Consider the following 17,122-nt stretch of genomic DNA (forward strand, 5'->3'; position numbering starts at 1 on the left):
GTTTTTAGTTAAGCTTCATCTTTTATTGACTTACTGTCCTTTCTATTTTCCTGTAAGAAAAAACACCCCTTGACCCGAATATGACCCGCTTATGACCCGAATTAGACCCGAGATAGACTCGACTTTGATATGAGATCGTTATAAATTACATCCATATGGCCCCATTGGCAATACTAAAGGCAATTTTAAATTTAGATATCCCCTTTACTGGGTATAGTTTTACGCTGAAGCTATAACTAATTTAGCATTAGAGTGTTACCGTTTAAAGGAATTATAGTAATCTAAACGAAAAATAACAGTTTAGATATTTCATGCTATATATTTTTTTCTATTTTAACCCTTGATAATTAGCTATTAATCAATTATGAGTTTGAAAAAGTACGCCAGCTTTGGAATCATACTTTTTGTGATTTCAAGCGCCTTGGCTTTTAATAAAATTAGAGAATTACGACCATCTATTCAAGATCCTCCTACGGTTGATTTTACATTTACAAATAATTCTTGTTCTGGCGAACCTGTTTTATTTACCTCTACAGTGACTGGTGATCAACCTTTTGACTATACTTGGAATTTTGGAGATGGTGAAACCTCAACTTCGGCAAATCCAACGCATACCTTTTCCGCCGAGGGCTGTGGTACTCAAAATTTTGATGTATCGCTTACTGTTACAGATGATAATGGCGACTCAGCAACCTTGGTACAAACGATAACTATTCTTGAGGCACCAGATATCTCTTTTTTTGACACAAATCCTGGTGTTGCTGGTGAGTTTAACAACTGTGGGAATACTAGTACTAGTACTGAATTTTTAGTAGAGGTTGGTAACAACTCTAGTTCTTTAGCTTGTATCAGTTCTTACAATATTGAATGGGGAGACGGTAATACCGAAACTAATGTTACGTTTCCAATTTCTCATAACTATGTTGGTTTTGGGACATATAACATGGATATTACAGCAATTGGAGATAATGGTTGTAGTACAACGGAACGATACATTGTAAGAAATGCAACAAATCCTTCTGGAGGTATTTCTGGTCCAGGGAATACTCAAAATCTTTGTGCGCCTTCCGAACCCATTCAGTTTGAAATTACTAATTGGGGCAATAATACATCGGATACGACCTACGAAGTAGATTTTGGTGATGGTAATACCGTAACATACACTCAGGCAGACTTACTAGCTTTTGATCCTAGTGGAGTAGCGCCTTTCCCGGTAATACCGCATGCCTATGAAGAATCTAGCTGTCCTAACGAGTTTGTGGTGCGAATGTGGATCAGGAATGCTTGTGCACCCAATCCCAACCCAGCAACCTTGCCAAATATTTTAATTATTATTAGTCCGGAAGCAAACTTTGATGCTCCAGATATAGCATGTGTAAATAATGCGGTACAATTTGATAACACCTCAGAAGGAGGTTTCGGCTTTAATTGTGCTGAAAATGTTCGATTTACCTGGGATTTTGGTGATGGAAATACAATGATTACAAATGGTTATGAAAGTGTCAACCATACGTATACTTCACCAGGAAATTATACAGTAACACTTTTGGGAGATAATTTTTCTTGTGATGAGTCTCAGTATTCTCAGGATATATGTATTGAACCACCTCTTGCTCCTTCTTTTACTTCAAATACTATGGAGGGATGTGCACCATTCAGTATTGCTCTTAATAATACAACAGATGAAGCAAATCAATGTGGAGTACCAGAGTATGAATGGATAATAAATTATTCCCCAGATTTTTGTGGAGTAGGGAGTAATTATAGTTTTATAAATGGAACAAATGAAAATTCTTTAAATGCTGAAATACAATTTAATAATGCAGGGCTTTATGAGGTTATATTACAAGGTACAAACTCATGTGGTACCATTGATAGTGTTCCTGTAGAAATTATCGTAAAATCACCTCCAGTTGCTAGTATTGATCCTATCGCTGATGCCTGTGGTGCGGCTAGTTTTAATCCAACAGCTATGGTGACTACCTGTGCGCCAACCACCGATACCATAACCTATAGTTGGTCGTTTCCTGGCGGTACACCAGCCACATCTAATCTCTTAGATCCAGGAACGATTAGCTACGCCACACCAGGCGACTATACCGTGACGTTTAGTGTTACTAATGCTTGTGGTACTGCTACGGTTACTGAAGACTTTTCAGTCAATGAAAGCCCAACGCTAACCAATACCGATTTTGATCAAACGTTGTGTTCTGGTAATGATAGTAGTGCCATAGTTCTTACGTCAGATAATGTGAATACGACTTATACATGGACGTCTAACAATCCAGCAGGTCTTACAGGCTTCATTCCAAATGGCACAGGAGATACTATTCCGGCACAAACACTTATCAACACTTTGGGTACTCCAATAGATCTCATATACACTGTAACGCCAGATATCAATGGTTGTGTTGGGCCATCCGTGAATTTTACCATCACTGTAGAGCCAGCACCTTTTATAGATATGCAACCGCAACCCGAAGACATTTGTCTTAATGGTACACCAAATGATTTATCAGTAAGCTATCAAGGTACAGGTACTCCAAGTTACCAATGGTATGAAAATACAGTTAATGACAATACAAGTGGTACAGCCATAGCAGGAGCTAATGGACCAACATATACACCACCAACTGATAGTGTTGGTACACTATATTATTATGTGGTAATTACGTTTACTACAGGAGATTGTAATGAAATTATTTCCGATACTGCTGAAATTACAGTAGAAGCCATTGCGCAAATCGATACAGAGCCAATACCGACACAGTCTATTTGTGTAGGTGGAACATCAGAAGCGCTTACGGTTAATCTTACTGGAGGAGCAGGGACTATAACTTATCAATGGTACAGTAATACTGCCAATACTAATACAGGAGGTACTGCTATTGCAGGTGCAACATCAGCAAGTTATACTCCGCCTGTTTTTATGACTTCAGGGTCATTTTATTATTATGTTGAGGTGAGTTTTACAGGTAGTGGTTGTTCGGGCTTAGTGAGTGCAGTCTCCGAAGTTATTGTGGTAGACGATCCAGAGATTACAAGTCCTGATTTTGGAATGCAAAGTGTTTGTCAGAATACCAATGTCGATCCTTTAGACGTTCAGGTGTCTGGTGGCTTAGGGACTATTTCTTACCAATGGCATGTTAACACTGTTAATGATACAACGACTGGAACACCGATTGCAGGTGCGACAGCAGCGACGTATACACCACCTTCGGATGTGGTGGGTACATTTTTTTATTACTGTATTGTAACCCAAGATGTATCTGGTTGTGAGGTGACGAGTTCAGTCGCCACAGTTGAGGTCACTGCAGCTGCTCAATTTACAACACAACCACTTTCTGATGAGTTGTGTTTAGGCGATACCACAGCAGCGTTGAGTGCGGCTTACACTAATGGCACAGGTACACCGAGTTATCAATGGTATGCTAATACCGTGAATGATACAACCACAGGTACTGCTATTGCTGGTGCAACAACAGATACATATCAGCCTATAGTAGATACTGTAGGTACAACCTATTACTATGTTATCATCACGTTTAACACAGGTGGTTGTTCTGAAATTATATCAAATGTTTCTGAAATCATTGTAAACAATACACCAAGTATTGCTGATGGATCTGTCTTAATATGTAGTGGCAATACGTTTGAATTTTTGCCAGAAACTATTGCTACTAATGTGGTTCCGGTAGGGACAACGTACACTTGGTCTAATCCTGTTGTGAATCCTGCTGGTAGTATTACAGGTGCATCAGCACAACCCACAGCAAGTGCTACTATTTCTCAATTTTTAGAAAATACAACGGTTAATCCGGCAACAGTGACGTATACGGTTACACCAGATGCCAATGGTTGTATTGGTGCTGATTTTGAAGTTGTAGTAACAGTTAACCCTTCCATTTCGGTGGCTTCAACAGTGTTTAACAACAGTTGTTTCAATTCGGATGATGCCTCTATTGGTGTTACAATTACGGGTGGAGTGCCTTTTACATCAGGGAATCCCTATCAAGTGAGTTGGACTGGTCCTAACGGTTTTGTTAGTAGTGCGACAAACATTTCAAACCTAGAAGCAGGAACATATACTTTAGATATTCTTGATGATGGTGGTTGTCCATATAATGAAAGCTTTACAATTACCGAACCTGATGAACTTGTTTTTAGTGCCGTTAATTTCGATCCAGAAACCATATCTTGTTTTGGCGCCAATGATGGCGAGATTAGTATTGACGTCAGTGGAGGTACAGAACCTTATACCTATAATTGGACACGTAATGGTAATCCGTTTTCTAGTGATGAAGATTTAAGCGGTTTAGAACCTGGCACTTATGCTATTACGGTAACCGATGCCAATACTTGTGGACCTATCAGTTCAACTTTTGTAATTGAAGAACCGCCATTATTGGATGTGACTTTACAAAGTCAGACTAATGTTATTTGTTTTGGTGATGCTACAGGAGCCATTGAGGTTTCAACTGTTGGTGGTCGACCAGATTATACGTATAGTTGGACAGGGCCTAATGGATTTACAAGCACTACAGCTAATATCGCTAACTTGTTAGCAGGTACGTATGCATTAACGGTAACCGATAGTTCTGACTGTACAGATACGTTAAGTGTTACAATTATTCAGAATGATCAAATCACTATCGATGTCACGACTACAGAAATAGAATGTTATGGTGACAATGATGCGTCTATAACCATTAATAATATTTCAGGAGGTGTAGCACCTTATGATGTGGCTTGGAGTAATTTTGGTACAGGCATGAGTCAGACCAACCTTTCCGCAGGTACGTATACTATTACCATTACCGATGCTGAGGATTGCGTGCGTGCGTTTCCCATTGTTATAGATGAAGCGCCAATTTTTCTCATTGACCCTGTAGTGACACAGATATCCTGCGCTGGTGAAGATGATGCCAGTATCGTACTTAATTTTCAAGGCGGCTTAGATCCTATTACAGTGGTTTGGGACGATGATACTTCAGCAGGAGTAGAGCGTAATAACTTAGCACCAGGTACCTATAGTGTTACTATTACGGATGGTACTCCTTGTGTGATTCAGGAAAGTTTTACCATTTTTAACATCTTACCTTTACAATTGTCTGCCAATGTTACCGATGCTTTAGATTGTGATGATCCCAATAGTGGTGCTATCAACCTATTAATACAAGGCGGTACACCACCATTCTCAGTATCTTGGTCTAATGGAGCGACTACGGAAGATTTAACGGCTATACCACCAAACACCTATGTAGTTACGGTCACAGATGCTAATGCTTGTAGCATCGAGGGCAGTTGGGATGTTAACCGTTTTGAGCCTTTAACTTTGGATGTGGATACCCAATCTGAAGTGGATTGTGATACCAAAACCGTAAACCAAACCTTTGTGGCTATGGCCAGTGGTGGAGTACCACCATTTACTTATAACTGGTCTAGTGGTACTGTGAGTGGTGCTAATAATGAACTTATGACAACCGATGCTGATGGTTTGGTACTGCTTGAAGTCACCGACGCACAAGGTTGTACCACCAATTATAGTCTTAATGTAGATATTCCTGTACTTGGTGATCCTGATTTTGAGTTGTCTTCATTTGGGTTTAGCAATTTTGGTGTGTATTCAATTTCAGATCCTATTAGCTTTACCAATTTGGCTACAGGTGATTATCTCAGTGTTTTATGGGACTTTGGTGACGGTAGTTTTTCAGGAGAGGAAAATCCAACCCATACCTACAGTGCTGTAGGTTCGTATGTGGTTACACAAACCGTAACGTATCCTTTTGGATGTGTGTATGAGCGCGTCATTACTTTGTATATAGAGCAAGGTTATAAACTAATTATGCCAGATGCCTTTACACCAAACGAGGATGGCATTAATGATTTCTTTGGGCCTGTGTATGAAGGCCTCAATAGTTTAGAATTGAATATTTACGATACTTGGGGCAGTCTTATCTATACTGAAGACGATGCTAATTTTACGGGTTGGGACGGTAAGATTAATGATGAGGTTGCTGAAAACGGCAATTATTATTACACCTTTAGTGCCAAAACCTTTTATGGTAAAACCATCACAGCCCAAGGCGCCTTTGTATTTATAAAATAAACCTTATGACTTTAAGACCCATATTTACCTTTATTATACTTATATTCTGTTGGACCGTTAGCGCTCAAGATCCGGTTTTTACACAGTCTAATTATATACAAGAAACGTTAAATCCTGCCTTTTCTGGTTTTGAGGATAACGACCGTATTGCGGCTGGTATTTTGAGTCGTGTGCAATGGCCTAATCTCGATTTGCAAATACACACACAGTATGCCTATGTGAATAAGTCGTATGATTATGGTCCAAGTCTTGGCTTTGGTGTTGGTATCAATGCCGTTTGGCAATACGAATCGTTTAATAATTATAATTACGCCCAGGTTAACCTTAACTATGCCCATCGTATTAATCTTAATAATGGCTGGTATTTTAGACCAGCTATAGAGGTGGGAGTAGGGAATAAGAGTAACCGCTTTAGGAATCTTACCTTAGCCGATCAGATTAATATTAATTCAGGGTTTATCAATCCTGTTTCGGTTGATCCACTAGCAAGCCGATTGAATAGTATTTACTTTTTAGATATTAATGCAGGTTTTATTGTTGAACGCCAAACTTTTAATGATATCAGCTATTGGATTGGAGGTTCGGTAAGACACCTTAATCGTCCTAATATATCCATTGTTGAAGGTGAAAAGTTACCGCTTGATATTTTCTATTCGTTTCATGGAAATGTTCTGTTTCCGTTTTTACATGATAATACCATTATGATGACGACTAACCTTATGGTGCAAGGGCCTTATAACCGATTGGATGTTGGTACTATATTTCAGCTTGATGCTATTCTGTTAGGCCTCACGGCAGCAACGAATCCTGCGCGTAATGATGGTAATGCTCATTTATTGACTTCGGTTAATGCCTTTGTAGGTTTTGAGTATCAAACCTTTCGATTTGGTTTTTCCTATGATAAGAATACCTCAAATATTGGTCGTACTGATGGGGTGTATGAGTTGTCTATGACCTATTTGTCGCGTTGTAGACGTTGTAATACGGATCGTAGTCGGAAGAAGTAGTTAGTGGTTAGTTGTTAGGTATTAGGTATTAGGTGTTAGGTATTAGTAGTTAGATTATTAGATTTTTAGATGGTTAGATTGCCGTGTTCGTGCCTTGCTCGCTATGACACTTCGGTTTACGTTGTAAGATATCATTAATTAAAATGTATTCTGATTTTGATAGTTTCGCAAATCACTCGCTTCTCGATACAATTTGCTCATGCTTCGCAAATCACTCGAAGTGACGCTTTGGGTATTTAGGGTATTATCTTAAAATTATATTTTGGTTTTGATAGTTTCGTAAATCACTTGCTTCTCGATACGATTTGCTTGTCGCCTCGCAAATCACTCGCTTCTCGATACAATTTGCTTGTCGCCTCGCAAATCACTCGAAGTGACGGTTGGGGTGTTTAGGGTTTAGATTGCCAGATTATTAGATTATTAGATGGTTAGATTGCCGTGTTTGTTCCTTGCTCGCTATGACACTTCGGTTTACGTTGTAAGATATCATTAATTAAAATGTATTCTGATTTTGATAGTTTCGTAAATGACTTGCTTCTCGATACGATTTGCTTATGCTTTACAAATCACTCGCTTCTCGATACAATTTGCTTGTCGCCTCGCAAATCACTCGAAGTGACGGTTGGGGTGTTTAGGGTTTAGATTGCCAGATTATTAGATTTTTAGATGGTTAGATTGCCGTGTTTGTTCCTTGCTCGCAATTACATTTCATAAATATATAATCAACACCTCATCGCACTTGAACTTCCGACTAGGTCGGAAACCGCTGAAAGCAGAAATAACGAGCTGTAAAACCAAATTTGTAAGCAATATCAAGGATTGAAAGTTAGGGTTACAATTAACTCTATGCCTTACATGTACTAGAGCGAGTGGCACGCAGTGATTTCCTCTTGCAGCGAAGCACTTTTTGGTTCATTTTTGGTGCTTCAAAAATGAACGTAACGACATAGAGAGCAAAGCTATAAATTCAATGCTAGATTCCGTGTCACACTTCGACTGCGCTCAGTGGGACAGCACGGAATGACAAAAGCGTAATTGAGTTAATAACAAACAGATTGCCGCGTTGCTGCGCTTCTCGCAATGACACTTCGGTTTGCGTTGTAAGGTATCATTATTTAAAATGTATTCTGATTTTGATAGTTTTGCCAATGACTTGCTTCTCGATACGATTTGCTTAAGCTTCGCTTAGGTATCTTCAATCAAAATGTATTTTGATTTCGATAGTTTCGCAAATCACTCGAAGTGACGCTAGGCTTTTTTAGGGTATTATCTTAAAACTATATTTTGGTTTTGATAGTTTCGCTAATGACTCGCTTCTCGATACAATTTGCTCGTCGCCTCACAAATCACTCGAAGTGACGGTTTGGGTTAAGTTGTAAGGTATCTTCAATCAAAATGTATTTTGATTTTGATAGTTTCGCAAATCACTCGCTTCTCGATACAATTTGCTCATGCTTCGCAAATCACTCGAAGTGACGCTAAGGGGTGTTTAGGGTTTAGATTATTAGATGGTTAGATTGCCGTGTTCGTGCCTTGCTCGCAATGACGCTTTATGAGTATATTATCAAAATAGCATCGTACTTGCGATTCCGACAAGGTCGGAAACAACGATTTTAAGAAGTAATGAGCGCGAAGTATAATTGAGATTTATATCAAGTATTGAACATTATATTCTAATAAGGATAGATATATTCAATTATCAGCGAATGGTGCTTTAGCAACTTCCTACAAATCGTTTTGACTTTTTGGTTCGTTTTGTGTCAAGACAAAATGAACGTTAAGAAATAGATAGTAAAGCTATAAACTCAAAACCAGATTCCGTGTCACACTTCGACTGCGCTCAGTGGGACAGTACGGAATGACAAAAGCGTAATTGAGTTAATAAAAAACAGATTGCCGCGTCGCTGCGCTTCTCGTAATGACACTTCGGTTTACCTTGTAAGGTATTGTCAGTTAAAACTATACTTTGATTTTGATAGTTTTGTAAATCACTTGCTTCTCGATACTATTTGCTCATGCTTCGCAAATCACTCGAAGTGACGCTAGGGGTGTTTAGAGTGTTATCTTAAAATTATATTTTGATTTTGGTAGTTTCGTAGATCACTCGCTTCTCGATACAATTTACTCGTTGCCTCGCAAATCACTCGAAGTGACGGTAGGGGTGTTTAAGGTGTTATCATTAAAACTATATTTTGATTTTGATAGTTTAGCAAATGACTCGCTTCTCGATACAATTTGCTTAAGCTTCGCTTAGGTATCTTCAATCAAAATGTATTTTGATTTCGATAGTTTCGCAAATCACTCGAAGTGACGGTAGTTACTGAGCTATCCGTCCCTGTTTGAGTGCAGACAGGTGTTCCGACTACAAACCTTTGAATGTATTGAGAAGTAGTTTTGTTTTTGCCATAAAATAAATGCGTACAATAACTCATCAGTAATTGTGAAATACTCTAATGTTAACAAAACGCTAAATGTATTATTTCTAATGATTTAAGACGTCTAGATGTGCCTTTATAGCCGTATCTTTAGTATATTAAAAACAAGTGCTATGAACTCATTACAAAAATTAAGATTAAGACTGTTAAAGTCCAGGCCTCAGGCCGTAAATATACCAAAGCCAAAGGTGGAATTATCACCAAAAGCTAAAGACGCCAATAAGACGGTTAAGGACGATGATGCCTTTATGTTTATCTAGTATGTAACTAGAGCAACACTACAATTCTCTGAGCTTTACCGAAATAGGATAGTGATCACTAAACCCGTTAAGGTTCATCTTTTTACCCATACCACCAAAGTGAACAGGGACACCATAGGCACCAGGTTTTATCATTTCTGGAAAACGCTCAATGCTCACAGAATCTGGCACTACCTTAATAGTACTGTTGCTCTTTAGCATATTCTCGTTAGCCAAAAACTGATCTAGCATGTTAGGCTTATTTCCAAAATAAAAACTGGCAGTACCATAGTCCATCAACGACCACATAAGGTTTAAGAAATAAGGAATACGACCACGCACCACACGTGCTCTACTGCGTAAGGCAATTGCAAAACGTGTGAGCGATTCATTAAAAGGCTCATCGTTAAAGTCGCCCATAGCCATTACAGGCGTATCATCACCATGAATTTCCCTAATACGCTGATGGAAATAACTCAGCGTTTCACCAGCAATCTGTCGATACCCTTCAGATTCGTACTGTCCACCACTGCGTGAAGGCCAGTGGTTGGCTATCAATACCAAACGTTGTTGGCTTTGGCTATGGTGGGTTAAAAAGTTAACCTGAAGAATATCTCTGGTGGCTGTTCGACGTAGCACAAAATGGTCAAAAACTTTAGGCTCACCGTTTTCTTCTTCCACGCTAAAGAGATCCGCATCATAGATAAAGGCCACATCGATACCACGGCGATCATCCGAGTCAGCATGCACTAAGGCATAATTTCGATTTAACATACCCATTTTCTGAATCAACATATGAAGCACATGGGCATTTTCAACCTCACAAACCCCAAGAATATCAGGACCTTTGCCATCATTTAATTGTATAATAATACGGTTGAGTTGTTCCAACTTTTGATTCAGTTGGGTTGGTCCCCAACCTTTAACATCACTGCCGATGGCACGTTGCAATTTTTCTGTGCGCCTGGGAGAGTGTTCAATATCAAAGAGGTTTTCTAAATTCCAGAATGTAATGTGGTAGTCCATATCAGTTGTTGTTGCGGGATACGGCTAATAATTAGTTGGTTATAGCGGATGTTTAAAAGTAGTGGATTTTGGACTAAAAACAAAATGGGGATTGTAACGTAAGATTCAGTGATACAACGTGGAAATGTAATAGAGATTTAGTATACTTGTTGTACAAAATCATATGATGAACCCGTTGCATTTGATTTCAAAACTATAATCAAATATCAGTTCGCGTAATTTTGAGCCACGAAAAATTGTATCGAGAACCATTTTAAAGTGAACCATTCTATTCTCGATGCAGATTTTACGCTCTATCAATCATAAAATCCACTCGAATTGACGAGTTTTATCAAAATAAACAACGGATAAAAATAAAGTTGACTATGAAATTACTAGGAATAGGATCGCGTATTAATCATTCAGAACATGGCAAAGGAGTCGTAACCAATGTGACGTCAAAACACTATTGGGTGACGTTTATAGATAAAGGATTAGAAACCTTAGAGCTCGATGACGACTTTGAAGTTATTGAAGCTGCGGAAGATGATGTAGATACCGTAAGTTTTTATGAGGTTGAAAAAAGCCTGAAGTCTATTCTGAAAAAATGGTCTGATGTCTCTGAGTTGGTCTCTATTGCCGATAAATGGAAAGGTGGAAAGCTAATTCTTGAACCTGGTGACACTAATCTACAAGGTAAAGAACTGCCAATAGATACCTTTTTTCACAAGATTACCATGGTACGTGACCGCTTACGCGTGATGGAACAGAAAATCAATTCTAGTAGCCTTGATGAACAAGAGAAAATTGATTTGCAGCAATACATTACCAGAAGCTACGGAAGTTTAACGAGCTTTAATGTGTTGTTTAAACTGAAAAGCCAACAGTTTGTAGGGCAGCGGTCTAAGTAGGTGTTAGGTGTTGGATGCTGGGTGTTGGGTACTTGGTGTTGGGTAGCTAGTAATCCTTACATAAGTTGGTAGTCTCATTAATATGGTACAAGTATACAGTAGTACTAATGGGTTAAAACTTTAATCCTTTAACGTCTCCCATATCAAGGTCAAAGACTAAGAACTTGTGTGTTGTTGGTAATTTAGCACCGCTTTCTGTTGTAGTCCATTGGTTCCAAGACGCTTCAAGACCATCGATAGGTAGAATATCTACCCACATTTGAAAGCTTTGAGGTTGTCCGTTGTCATCCAAATGCCAAAGATAAGAATCGCCAGGAGTCGTGCCACCTTTTGTATAGGTAACCAGTAAGGACTGTTTGCCTTCTTCGGATGTTACCAATCTACGTTCAGTTCCTTTATCAAACACTTTGTATGGTGCCACCAACCAAAAGGAATCGTTATTAAAATAGTCCGTAGCTTTATTGATGTAATCTTGTTTTTCTACACCGTTATATTCTTGTTGGCCAGCAAAGACTTTTGAGTTGTCTGAATTATTAAAATCTAGAATTACCGTTATGGCATCCCATGATACTTCACAGGTATTATCTGTTTTGTACCATTTATAATGGTGTCCTCCCTTAAAAGTCCATTCTAAATAATCCGTATTAAGGTAAGCTTCCTCATTTAACGCATTGAGCATTGTTGTTGCCAATTGATCTGCTTTAGCCCCTTGTTGTCCTTGAGGCAGATCTTCGTTGTATTTGAGGTACATAAACCCAAAGAAAAGTAGGGTAGGTAATGTAAAGAACACGATGAGTCCTCCTATAATTTTAAAGATACGTTTGGACTTTGAGGATTTTGACATTTTAAGGTTTTTAGCATTACGAGTAATTGGTTTTTTTCAAAGTAGGTTGTTTTGAAAAAAACGGAATTACCCGTAATGTGTTGTACTATTAATTGTCAGATTTGTAACCATTAGGTCGTTTCCAGCGTACAGGAGCTTTTGGTTCTGGTTTTAGTTGAAACTCATTGCCTTTTAAAAGTTTTAAAGCTTCTTGTACTGCGCGTTCTAATTGTGGGTCATTTCCTTTAGAGGTTTCTTTAGGGTGTTGAATCACTTCAATATCTGGTGCCACGCCTTCACCTTCAACAGCCCATTCGCCATTTACATCATAGAAACCTCCACGAGGAGCCACCATGCGTCCACCATCAATAAATCGCGGAGTATCCCAAGTGCCAACAAGTCCACCCCAAGTTCTTGTGCCAATTAATGGCCCTAAGTTTCTCATTTTAAACATGTATGGTAATAAATCACCACCAGAGCCAGCACGCTCGTTAATTAGCATTACTTTTGGTCCCCAAATACCTGCAATGGGTGTGGTCCAAGGGCGTTTATCACCAGCTTTACTATTAAAGTAACCATATATTTCTCTAGACATAATGTCCATCATATAATCTGCAGCAGAACCACCACCATTGTTTCGTTCGTCTATAACCACCCCTTTTTTATCTTGCTGAGCGAAGTAGTATCTGTTGAACGCTGTAAAACCTCCGCCACCAGTGTTTGGTACATAGACGTAAGCGAGTTTACCATTAGATAGTTCATCAACTTTACGACGGTTGCCTTCAATCCAATCTATACTTCTTAAGCCGCGTTCATTACTTACAGGTTTTACAAGTACGCTACGAGCATTCGTCAATGTTGGTTCTGAATTGACCATTATAGTAATTTCTCGGCCTGCCGTTTGCTCTAGTAAGGCATAAGGATTCGTTTTACTGTCAAGTGTTTTTCCATTAATTGCTAATATGTAATCCCCTTCTTTAATAGCAATGCCTGGTTTTGCTAAAGGAGCATCAATATTAGGATTCCAACGTTCACCTGTATATATTTTAGAAATCTTGAAGTTGCCATTTGTTTTTTCAAAATCACAACCTAACAACCCAACAGCTACACGATCTACATCAGGGAAATCACCACCAGAAACATAAGAATGTCCAACGGCAACTTCACCACTCATTATATCCACAACGTAGTTTAAGTCTGTTCTGTGACGTACATGGTCTATCCAAGGTGCGTACCATTTGTATACTTCGTCCCAAGGTGCACCATGCACATTATCTACATAGAGGAAGTCTCTCATGTAGCGCCAGCCTTCTTTAAAAATTTGATGTGCCTCAGCTTTAGGATCTAACTTTATTTTGATATCAATTTTTAAATTGTCTTTTCCAGGTTTTGGTGGAGCTGATGTACCTGTTAATACCCAATTACCATTCTGAGAAAGCAAAATGGATTTTCTGTCGTTAGAGGCTACCATTTGAGACACGCTATCGGCAAAGTCCGAGGCTTTTTCTTTTTCAACATCATACTCATGTACTTTTAGTCCTCTAGCATTTGGAATAGCCTCAGCAATAAAAACCTTGTTTTCAGGTCCTTTAAGCAATGCTACATAGTTTCTATCAGATAAGCTTAATGCTACAGCTCTATCGAAAATGCCATCTTCATCAATTGTTACCGTAACACCATCAGATGATTTATTATCCTCTTTCTTATCATCATTTTCCTTCTTAGCTTCTTCCATATCATTTTTAGGAAGGTTAGGTGTCTTGTCATTTTTACTCAAAACAACGGCGTATAAACTTCTGGTAAGATTGGCTGCAGGATCGTAATTACTCATGTCTAACCAACCACTTTGCAATCCGTAATTGGTACTTGCCAGCGTGTAAAGGTACTTTCCAGATTCGTCCCAAACTGGTGTGATGGCATCCGCTATAGGATCTGTAATCTGAATCACTTTTTTAGAATCTATATTATAGGCAAAAATGGCTTTAAAATGATTGTCTTGCTGTTTTGCGTATGCTATCCACTTGCTGTCTGGAGACCAAACAGGATTCATAGAACGGTTAGGGTGTGCATATCGATCTGTATCAATCTTTTTCGCTTTTTTAGTATCTAAATTTATAATCCAAACGTTGTAATGTGTGTCTGTATAGGCGATGTGCTTACCATCTGGAGACCAATCTGGTTGAAAGTAGAATGTTGGATTTGGCAACGAAATCGCTTCAGTATTATCACCATTTTGATCTGCTAACATTAATTGGTATTCGCCACTTTTGTCCGAAAACCACGCAATTTTATCACCATTTGGCGACCAGATAGGATTACGATCAGCAACACCAGGAGAGTTGGTAATATTTTTCCACGTACCGTTTTCTTTTGGTACGGTAAAGATTTCACCACGATGCTCAAAAATAGCACGCTTTCCAGTCGGTGAAACATTTGGGTTTATTAATTGTCTGGCAGAAACATTATCCCATTTTGTTCTGTAAAAATTGAGATCTGCTTTAACATCAATATTTAATTGCTTTGTTTTGTTTGTTGAAGGATTGTAAACATGAAGATAACCACCTTGTTCGTAAATTAATTTATCGTTACTCGCGTCTAAACTTTTTACATCAAACTTTTTATGAAACGTTACTTGTTTTTCTTCTTTAGTTGAAGGATTAAAGGACCAGATGTTCATGGTATAATCGCGTTCGGACATAAAATATACCAGTCCGTTTAACCAAACAGGATCTAAATGACGCTCCTTTGTTGGCTGCGATGTTCTTACTAGGTCTTTTGTTTTTAAGTCTACAACCCAAATAGGCATTGCTTGTCCCCCACGATAGTTTCTCCACTCGGCATCCCAACCTGTAATAGGAGTATAAGCGAGATATTTGCCATCTGGGGACATTTCACCATAAGCTGCTCTTGTAATATCTAACGCTTCCGGTAAACCACCATCTGTAGAGACTGTGAAAAATTTATTGGTCATGGTTGGCTGGGCTTCTCTCCCTGAACGAAATAACACTTTACCATCAGGTGTCCATCCTTGCACAAAATCACCACCAGGATGATAGGTAAGACGTTTTGGTTCTCCACCTTCAGCAGGCATCACAAATACATCGACATTGCCGTCGTATTGCGCTGTAAAGGCAATTAGTTTTCCATCGTTAGAAAAATGAGGGTTGGATTCATAGCCTTCATCACTGGTTAATCGTATTGCTATGCCACCGTTTAGGGATGATTTCCAAAGATCGTTAGCATATACAAAGACGACATCATCTCCATGAAGTGTTGGTTGTCTTAATAATTGTGTGCCTTGAGAAAATGTAAATAATGAGAAGCAGAATGCCAGAGTAACGATAACGTGTTTCATTTTTGGTTGGTTTTTTATTGGTGTATTAACATGTAGTGATGGGGAAGCTTAAAGATACAATTTCAAATTGATTTTTTTCTTAAAGAACGTTAAAACGGTTTATGAAAATTCTAATATAAGTTTGAGACATTTTATCAGTTAAGTAATTAGCGGCCATCTTTTCGAAAATTTTAAGACAACAGAAATATAAATTTTTTGAAGCAAACGATATTAATGGAAATCTTTGAGTTGTGTTTTAAAAAAAAAGGAACTTCTCATCGAGAAGCTCCTTTTAATTTATAACGTAATTAAAACTAATTTACAGAACAATCTTTTTAGTTATAACGCCTTCCGTAGAAGTAATATTAACCAAATAAACACCCGTGCTTAAGCTGGTTAGGTCGATAATGGACGTAGTTTCAATATCTTTAAGGCTAATAACTTTTATTAATTTACCAGTGATATTATACACGCTAAAGCTATCTAGGTTCGTATTACCATTATATTCTAAATTATATGTACCATTGGTAGTACCTGGATATAATTTTACGGTATTACTTAACAAATTATTATCATTAGTACCAAGTGTATTACTGAAACTAAAGTTACTGATGGTAGCAATGCCTCTACCACAGCAATCGTCGTCAGTGTAGATTCTAAACGCAAAAGTATCACCAGAAGATACTGTAATGTCACTAACTGTACCAGTTTCAGTATTAACAGTTATTAGGGATTGCGTACCATTAATAACATAATAAAATTCTTCAATATCTGGATTTACAAAGTCGTAAGTAAATGAAATTAATCCATCAGAAGGCACGGTAACAGTGTAGTCGTCCTGTAAACCACAGCAGTCCCCAAAATCACTATCGTTTCCATTGAAAGTAATAGAGGTAGGTGCATTTGTGGTGTCAACAGAGGCATCACTAGCAGCAGAAGTACCTGTAAGTGTCCAATTAGCTGGGGCAAAATCCCCACTGAATTGTGCATTTGCATAAAATGCAAATACGAGTGCAAACGTTAAAAGGTAAAATTTTCTCATAAATAAGTAGGTTTTGTGTTGTATTAAGTATACAACTGTTAATATTTAAAATAGTTTGGGTTGAGCAATATTAATAATTTTATTTGAATGTTTACAAAAAAATGATCTGAGAAAAAAATTAAAATTTTTCACGTTAAGATTACTGGGTGACTACCAATTAAATTATGATTAGGTAGGCATTAAAATAGACACTTAGGTATGTCTTAAAATATGTATT

8 protein-coding genes are annotated in these 17,122 nt (G+C 38.2%); 4 read left to right on the forward strand and 4 right to left on the reverse strand.

Annotated elements, in window-relative coordinates; translation table 11 throughout:
• Positions 1-370 precede the first annotated feature (370 nt).
• From FC091_RS11465 to FC091_RS15225, 3 genes are all read left to right on the forward strand, one after another.
• Positions 371-6,109 carry a PKD domain-containing protein gene (locus FC091_RS11465; RefSeq protein ID WP_171032512.1) on the forward strand — a complete coding sequence of 1,913 codons (5,739 nt, stop codon included), beginning with the start codon at positions 371-373 and terminating at the stop codon, positions 6,107-6,109.
• Between the two features lie 5 nt (positions 6,110-6,114).
• A complete protein-coding gene (locus FC091_RS11470; RefSeq protein ID WP_138434424.1) occupies positions 6,115-7,116 on the forward strand; it encodes a PorP/SprF family type IX secretion system membrane protein in 1,002 nt (333 codons plus the stop codon).
• Between the two features lie 2,548 nt (positions 7,117-9,664).
• Entirely contained in the window at positions 9,665-9,811 is a 147-nt protein-coding gene (locus FC091_RS15225; protein ID WP_171032513.1) for a hypothetical protein, read from the forward strand.
• A gap of 18 nt (positions 9,812-9,829) precedes the next feature.
• Here FC091_RS15225 and FC091_RS11475 read toward each other — a convergent pair whose 3' ends face one another.
• A complete protein-coding gene (locus FC091_RS11475) occupies positions 9,830-10,816 on the reverse strand; it encodes an endonuclease/exonuclease/phosphatase family protein (protein WP_138434425.1) in 987 nt (328 codons plus the stop codon).
• 365 nt (positions 10,817-11,181) lie between these two features.
• On the opposite strand from FC091_RS11475, the gene FC091_RS11480 reads away from it, so the two are divergent.
• The gene (locus tag FC091_RS11480) at positions 11,182-11,706 is read left to right on the forward strand and encodes a hypothetical protein (RefSeq protein ID WP_138434426.1); all 525 of its coding nucleotides are present in this window, start codon (positions 11,182-11,184) and stop codon (positions 11,704-11,706) included.
• 112 nt (positions 11,707-11,818) lie between these two features.
• On the opposite strand, the gene FC091_RS11485 is transcribed toward FC091_RS11480, so the two are convergent.
• The 3 genes from FC091_RS11485 to FC091_RS11495 all read right to left on the reverse strand — a co-directional run bounded on the left by FC091_RS11485 (position 11,819) and on the right by FC091_RS11495 (position 16,905).
• Positions 11,819-12,550 (reverse strand): hypothetical protein, encoded by a 732-nt coding sequence (locus FC091_RS11485; RefSeq protein ID WP_138434427.1) that lies wholly within the window; start codon positions 12,548-12,550, stop codon positions 11,819-11,821.
• Between the two features lie 88 nt (positions 12,551-12,638).
• Positions 12,639-15,884: a S41 family peptidase gene (locus tag FC091_RS11490; RefSeq protein ID WP_138434428.1), complete on the reverse strand. Its 3,246-nt coding sequence runs from the start codon at positions 15,882-15,884 to the stop codon at positions 12,639-12,641.
• A 298-nt stretch (positions 15,885-16,182) separates the two neighbouring features.
• On the reverse strand, positions 16,183-16,905 hold the full coding sequence (locus tag FC091_RS11495) for a T9SS type A sorting domain-containing protein (RefSeq protein ID WP_138434429.1): 723 nt from the start codon (positions 16,903-16,905) through the stop codon (positions 16,183-16,185).
• Between the last annotated feature and the right edge of the window lie 217 nt (positions 16,906-17,122).

The sequence above is a fragment of the Winogradskyella algicola genome (assembly GCF_005869935.1).
GTDB classification, from domain to species: Bacteria; Bacteroidota; Bacteroidia; order Flavobacteriales; family Flavobacteriaceae; genus Winogradskyella; species Winogradskyella algicola.